Here is a 5,394-nt window from a genome sequence, read left to right on the forward strand (position 1 = left end):
CTCCGCGTCCACAGCATTCTCACCAGTCCCGGGGAGTGAGTCTCGCCGTTGCTCGGTTGGCTCGAAGTCGATGACCTGCTTCTCCTTGGGCATCGCTTTGACCTGGATCCCACGCCACTCGCCGTCGACGCCCACGAGGGCCTCGGAGAAGCCGGCGTCCTCGTTACCAGGAACGGCGTCCTGGACGAACCGCATCTGTGCGTAGTTCAGACCGAACTCGTCGGCCCACTCCTTGTCCATCCCGTCCAGGCGATGGAACTGCTTGACGGCACACTGATCGAGGATGGCTTCGGACTCGGCGTGCTCGAAGAACTCGTCGACGGTTTGGGTAACGAGTCGGATGGAGAGGTCGTGGTGGCGGTGGTGGCGGAACACCGTCTCGAGGAATGCCAGACTGGCGGCGTCCTGCATGATGTAGCGGGCCTCGTCGATGTAGAACACGACCTCCTTGTCCGAGACCTTCGCTCGCTCGTACACCAGCGAGATGAGGAGCTGCATCGTCAGCGCCGTGCTGCTGTCGACGCTGCCCTCCTGCTGAGCGAGGTCGAGGTAGATGACCTTCTCGTCCCGAATGTCGAAGTCGGACTCCTGGCCGAGGTTGGCGTGGCGACCGTCGTCCTCGAAGGGGCGGAGTTGATCGAGCAGCCACGTCGCGTCCTCTTTGATCTTCCCTGCCTCCTCGTCGGATCGAACGACGAACTCCTCAGGGTCGTTGACCATATCCTCGAAGACGTCCATCATCTCGCGGATGGTCGGACTCGGATTGCTGTGCGTGGAGATGTCGTCGGTGATGCCCTGGCGCTTGTAGGCGCGCTTGAGCCCGAGCTCGAGCGTTGTCCGGCGGTCGCCCAGCGAGATGCCGCGGAGCGCGAAGAAGTTCGTGAGGAAGCTCATCGCGTCGTCGAGCTTCTCGTTGAACGGACTCGCGTCCTCGCCCATCGCGCGCTGGACGTGTTCGGGCGTCTCGCGGATCTCCAAGGGGTTCAGGCCGAGCGTCCCACCGACGGTGATTCGCTTGGCGTTGAGTGCCTCTGAGACGCCGGCCCAGTTGTTCAGCGGTTCGAGGATGATGCCGATGCGGTCCTTGCTCTGCTCGATGGAGCGGATGAAGTTCTGCTTGGAACTGAACGACTTCCCCGAGCCGGTATCGCCCACGGTGAACATCGCGTAGCCGTTGTCCCGGGCAAACGGATCGATGACGACCGGGCTCTGGTTGTCCTTGTGAATCCCGAATTCGACGCCGCCCTCCTCGAGAATCGTCGCGTTGTGCGGCGAGGACAGCAGCGCGCCGACGGCGCCGCCGAGCGCAATCGATGTCCGGCCGAACTCGTTGTCGCCGATGGGCGCGGCGGACTGGAGAGCGAGGTCCTGCCGGCAGATGGCGGTCTTCGGCGTGAGGTTCGCCGGGTCGTCCCGAAGCGCACTCTTGACCGTCTGGACGGCATCTCTGAGGTCGTCTTTCTCGTCGGCCCGCACGGTGATGAACATCCCCTGGTCGAAGACGTTCGCGCCGTTCTCGACGGCCTTGTACGTCGCTGCGGCCTCGTTGGCGCGTTCCTGCAGGTAGGCACTCCGGATACTCTGTTCGAGGTCAGCGTCCACCTGAAGGTCGTCCGCGATGTCCTGCAGTTCGTTCCGGGCCCGCTCCTGATTTTTCGGCGTGATGTGGGCCGTCAGATCGAACTGGACATCGGTCATCTCGAAGAGGTCACTCAGATACCCGTCATTGGGATAGTCGGCATAGTTAGCGATGTACAGCGTCGTCGTCCACTGCTCACCGACCTGTGCGGCTCGCGTTTCCCACTCAATCGCCGCCGGCGCGGTCACCGTCTTGTGTGACTCAGAGATGTCGTCGAGGAGTTTGTGTTCGGCCTCGCCTTCTTCGAGTGTCTCCTCGTCAAGGACATCGGTGAAGTCCACATCTGGTTCATCATCCGCAGTGAAGCGGTCCCAGAGGTACTTACTGCCGACGCCAAGGCCGAGACCCACTGCAAGGGCAAGTACTGCACTCTCTGCTGGCGTCAGATTCTGGAGCCACCCGGCGACGGAGCCAAGCGCGCCACCACCAGTCTGGAGGATCACGTTACGCATCGTGTGGGTCCTCCCGGCGCGAGTGGCCGATGATCGATTGGTCGCGAACGACACGTTCTGCCTCGTCGTAGTCGTGTTCACGGCCGTTCCAGAAGTCCATATTCAGGACGAACAGCTCGACCGTGCTGAGTCGACGTGCGGACCACCCTGACGCCTGCTGGATGAACTCGGATCGCACGTCGTTGACGCGACTGTCGAGCTTCTCGAACATCTGCGCACGACGTTCGACGTCAGTAAGGTCCTCGCGGCGGGTGACGAACGGGTTGAACAGGAAGCCGATGACCGGGAACTGGGTCAGCTTCTCTGCGGGGGTGCCCTCGTCGCGGAAGCGGTCGTAGACCTCTATCGGGCTGACTTCAACGCCGATGTAGTACCGGACCTGCTGGATGCCCCGGTCACGCATCTCCTTCGGCCGCGTCTCTCGGTACTCTTCGAGGAGTTCCCGGAAAATCGGGTTCTCCGTGACGTCTTCGTCAGTGAGGCGCTCCTCGATGGTCTCGGTGATCTGCTCGACCGGAAATGAACGGGTTGTGGCGTGGAGTTTGAGCTTCGAGTCCAGCTCTTTGTTAGCGAACTCTTCGCCAGCATCCTGGAGCTGCGCCCAGTCGTCGGACATCGCGAAGTCCATGTTGGCCGGATCGATCTCGATGAATGCTTCCATCGCGCCGTCTTCACGCTGGATAGCACCAGCGCCGGGCCACGCTCGCTTGATGTTCGTGAGATCCTGGGTGCGTTCGTCGGGCGTGAACGGCGTGTAGTTCGCGAGTCCGCCTTCGTTCCGCTCTGACTCGTTGGTACTCGTGTCGGCGTCGGCGGGCGCACTGAACGTGACCTGAGGTCGCTTGAGGTAGCGATAGACGTCTTTGGTCCACGTCCAGGCGTTCAGGTGGGTTGGTGAGACGTAGATGACGGCGACGCCAAAGCCAAGCCCGCCAGCAACGAACGGGAGGGCCAGTGATTCGATCCCGGTGAGGCCAGCGATAAACAGTCCAATAATGGGGAAGGCGATGAGCATGCCGACGTCCCCTTCCTCGATATTGAGATACGGGATGCGACTCTCCTCGCCGAACTGATCCATGATGCGCCGTGCGGCCGCGTCTTGATCTGCTGACATAGTTAGTGAATCCCTCGGTCAAACTCCATCCCACGGTCGTCACTCGCTGATTCCGCTGTCGCTCCACCTGGGTCATTCTCTGTTCGACGGTACGACGGCGTACCGCTATTGTCCGCTCCGTGCCCACCGCGGGCAGCCGCCTTTTGCGCGACGGCATGACCGGCAGCGGCCTTCGGCCCCCACCGAGCGGCAGTTGTCGCGACGCCGGCGCCACCGACGTAGGCACCGGCGGCAACACCGCCAACGAGTGCTGCGCCTTTCGTCGCACCGCCGACGACTTTGGCCGTCAACGGCGTCGCGTATTTGAACGTCTTCCACGTGATGTAGAGGGCGACCAGCGGGAGGGACGCCGCGACGAGATACTTGAGGAACGCTGTTCCTGGTGTGAGCGTCCCACCGCCGTAGATTAGATCATAGCCCTTGAATACCATCGCCGCCGGCAATGGCAGGACAGCCAGGGGCACAAATCGCTTGGCAAAGCCCAATGCGATATCAGACACAACAGGAATATTCCCATATCCGAGAGCGATTGCAATTGGCATTCCGTAGAGATACACGTAGAGGAGAATCTCACGGATGTAGAACAGCGCCTGCAATGCCCACATCGAAATCCCTCCAAGTAGGGCGAATAGAAGAGACAATCCTGGATTCGTTAGAGACACGGTGAGGAAGCCCAACATAGCGTTCCGAAGCGAAGCCATACTCGGCATCAGTGCGATTGAAAACCCGTCCACGATATAGAGAGCGAGTACACCGATCCAATACCAGACGATAATCAGGAAGGCACCCACCCACGCCGTTTTCTTCGTCTTCCTTGCCTCATAGGCACTTCCGATGTTGAATATCCGGATTGTATGCCGGCCCTGGACGCTCATTACGAGCAGCAGTAATGCGATGAGCATGATCTCGCCGCCAACGAGGGAATCTTGAATTGTGGTCCAGGGTGCGTTCGACGGTTCGCCAAAAACGAATGCGCCATCTGTTTGAGGTGTAGGAGTTCCGAATAATTCCTCAGTGAGCGTATTATAGCCGGTCGTCAGGCCATCCATGAAGAGGCCAATAATCCAGTCAACAACGCCCTTGAACCCCTCTAAGACGACATCAATGAGATCAACCATACATCAAGCCTCGCTAATTGTGACCTCGCAATTCTGCATCTCGTCAGAGCCAGTGTACTCCACGTCGTAGGATTTCGTGACTTGTTGGCCTGTAGTTCGAGTCTCCAGTACAACAGTAAACTGCCCGCTATTTCCATCAGTTGAACAACCCATACCGTCCTCCCCGATTTCCGAGCCAAACGGGAACGAGTCGCTGAAGATATCTACTGTCTCACCTGCACCGACTACGACACGTTCTTTTTCGTATATCCCACTTCCACGGGGATCATCGACAGGATTGGGAACATCCCCGGTAAATCGGAGTTCAACTACTGCTTCCGGACCACTCCCGGTATTCTCCACGGTGACGAATGCTTCCCCATTCTTTTTCGAATCCGTTTGGCTTTCGCCATAGACTTCGTCCCATGGTTTATCCGGGTTATTCCGATAGAGCCCAACATCTCGTATCACCAATTCCGGCTGGATAGCGAGCGAGGTTTCTGTAACAGTCTCCTCGCCCTTCAGTGCGACAATCCGGTACTCACCGGGCGCATACGCGGTGCCAATCTCGAACGAGACCTGTTGAGCACCTGCGGCTACGTCACGCTTCCCGAATAGCTCGCCGTTCGGTTGGATAAGATTGACTTGGTCGATGTCGGCCTCTTCGGAGAGTTCGACGACGAGTGTGGTCCCCTCGACAGCGATACGCGTGAGTGGGCCGTTGCTATCTGGAGAGGTCGTTCCGTCACTAGGTGTTCCAGAGCCGCCATTGTCGTTCAGACAGCCAGCGACGCTTACGAGGGTGGCACCTGCGACTGTTCGGAGGGCGGTTCGCCGACTGATGTGTGAGTGGTTTCTAGTCATGGACTATGGGTTCCGTTGGAAGATATCTTCTGGACCGAGCATTCGGAGGAGCCGCTTCCCTGCGTAGAACATCACAATAAACGGGATGAGCTGCCAGCCGACTTCGAAAATGAACGCGAACCAACCGTCGATGGTGCCGAGCGGATGCCACCGAGCAGTTGCCGTCGCACTCACATACGCGGGGTCGTGCCCGAGCCACGAACCCGGATGGTACCGAGCCGTGTAGAT

The 5,394-nt window shown here is 59.4% G+C and carries 4 protein-coding genes and 1 pseudogene; all 5 read right to left on the bottom strand.

From position 1 onward, the window contains the following. On the bottom strand, nucleotides 1–2,091 hold a 2,091-nt coding region (locus ACQUQ1_RS21505), incomplete at its 3' end, for a VirB4 family type IV secretion system protein (RefSeq protein WP_435066266.1). Further along, nucleotides 2,084–3,205, bottom strand: coding sequence for a hypothetical protein (locus ACQUQ1_RS21510; RefSeq protein ID WP_435066267.1), 1,122 nt, complete (start codon nucleotides 3,203–3,205; stop codon nucleotides 2,084–2,086). The genes ACQUQ1_RS21505 and ACQUQ1_RS21510, both read right to left, overlap by 8 nt. 2 nt (nucleotides 3,206–3,207) lie before the next feature. Beyond that, a complete protein-coding gene (locus ACQUQ1_RS21515) occupies nucleotides 3,208–4,323 on the bottom strand; it encodes a hypothetical protein (RefSeq protein WP_435066268.1) in 1,116 nt (371 codons plus the stop codon). Nucleotides 4,324–4,326: 3 nt separating this feature from the next. Next, the gene (locus ACQUQ1_RS21520) at nucleotides 4,327–5,166 is read right to left on the bottom strand and encodes a hypothetical protein (RefSeq protein WP_435066269.1); all 840 of its coding nucleotides are present in this window, start codon (nucleotides 5,164–5,166) and stop codon (nucleotides 4,327–4,329) included. 3 nt (nucleotides 5,167–5,169) lie between these two features. Then, nucleotides 5,170–5,394 (bottom strand): annotated as a pseudogene (locus ACQUQ1_RS21525) (hypothetical protein); the annotation flags it as partial.

It is taken from the genome of Halobaculum sp. EA56, assembly GCF_051195075.1.
In the GTDB taxonomy this organism is placed as follows: Archaea; Halobacteriota; Halobacteria; order Halobacteriales; family Haloferacaceae; genus Halobaculum.

Bases quoted from the DNA above. Each gene is read 5' to 3' on its own strand.
- ACQUQ1_RS21520 (WP_435066269.1), bottom strand. From the start codon at position 5,166: ATGACTAGAAACCACTCACACATCAGTCGGCGAACCGCCCTCCGAACA.
- ACQUQ1_RS21515 (WP_435066268.1), bottom strand. From the start codon at position 4,323: ATGGTTGATCTCATTGATGTCGTCTTAGAGGGGTTCAAGGGCGTTGTT.
- ACQUQ1_RS21510 (WP_435066267.1), bottom strand. From the start codon at position 3,205: ATGTCAGCAGATCAAGACGCGGCCGCACGGCGCATCATGGATCAGTTC.